The sequence below is a fragment of the Arthrobacter sp. JCM 19049 genome, from assembly GCF_001310435.1.
Genome location: NZ_BAXF01000723.1, coordinates 1 through 878, shown reverse-complemented (window position 1 = coordinate 878; position 878 = coordinate 1). Strand labels below are relative to the sequence as shown.

Genomic DNA, 878 nt, shown 5'->3' with positions numbered 1-878 from the left:
GGAGGACCTGCTGCGCCACGCCCCCGCCGGCCGCCTGCCCTATACGGTGGGCGACGAGCGGGCCCCGATCTGCCTGAACTACACCTCCGGGACCACCGGCAAGCCCAAGGGGGTGCTCTACTCACACCGCGGCACCTATCTGAACGCGCTGGGTGAGGCGTTCCACCAGCAAATGGACGCGCACACCCGCTACCTGTGGACGCTGCCGATGTTCCACTGCAACGGCTGGTGCACGCCCTGGGCGGTAACCGCCGCCGGCGGCACCATCTGTGCCTGCGGGCGGTGCGCGAGGACGCCGTCTGGGATGCCATCGACCAGCTGGGCACCACCACCTGTGCGGGGCACCAACCGTGTGCTCGATCATCGCGACGCGCCCCGGGCCCACCCTGTGGGCCAGCCGCTGCGCATCACCACCGCCGGTGCTCCCCCGTCACCGGCCATCATTGGCAAGCTGCACCGGCTGGGCATCGAGGTGGTGCACGTCTACGGGTTGACCGAGGTCTACGGCCCGTACACGATCTGCGAGTACCAGCAGCACTGGGATGAGCTGGACGCCGAGCAGCGGGCCGCCAAGCTCTCCCGGCAGGGGGTGGGCATGGTGACCGCGGAGTCCGCCCGCGTAGTGGACCTGGACATGAACGACGTGCCGGCCGACGGACAGAGCATGGGCGAAATCGTGCTGCGCGGCAACAACGTGATGATCGGCTACTACAAGGACGAGCCGGCCACTGAACAGGCCTTCGCCGGGGGCTGGTTCCACACCGGGGACCTGGGCGTGATGCACCCGGACGGCTACATCCAGCTGCGCGACCGGGCCAAGGACATCATCATCTCCGGCGGGGAGAACATTTCCACCGTGGAGGTCGAGCAGGTGCTGG

1 protein-coding gene is annotated in these 878 nt (G+C 68.7%); it reads left to right on the top strand.

Annotation, left to right across the window (positions count from 1 at the left end; genetic code table 11):
• Positions 1-46: 46 nt before the first annotated feature.
• The coding region (locus JCM19049_RS15795; protein WP_279403397.1) for an AMP-binding protein at positions 47-878 on the top strand (832 nt) is incomplete at its 3' end.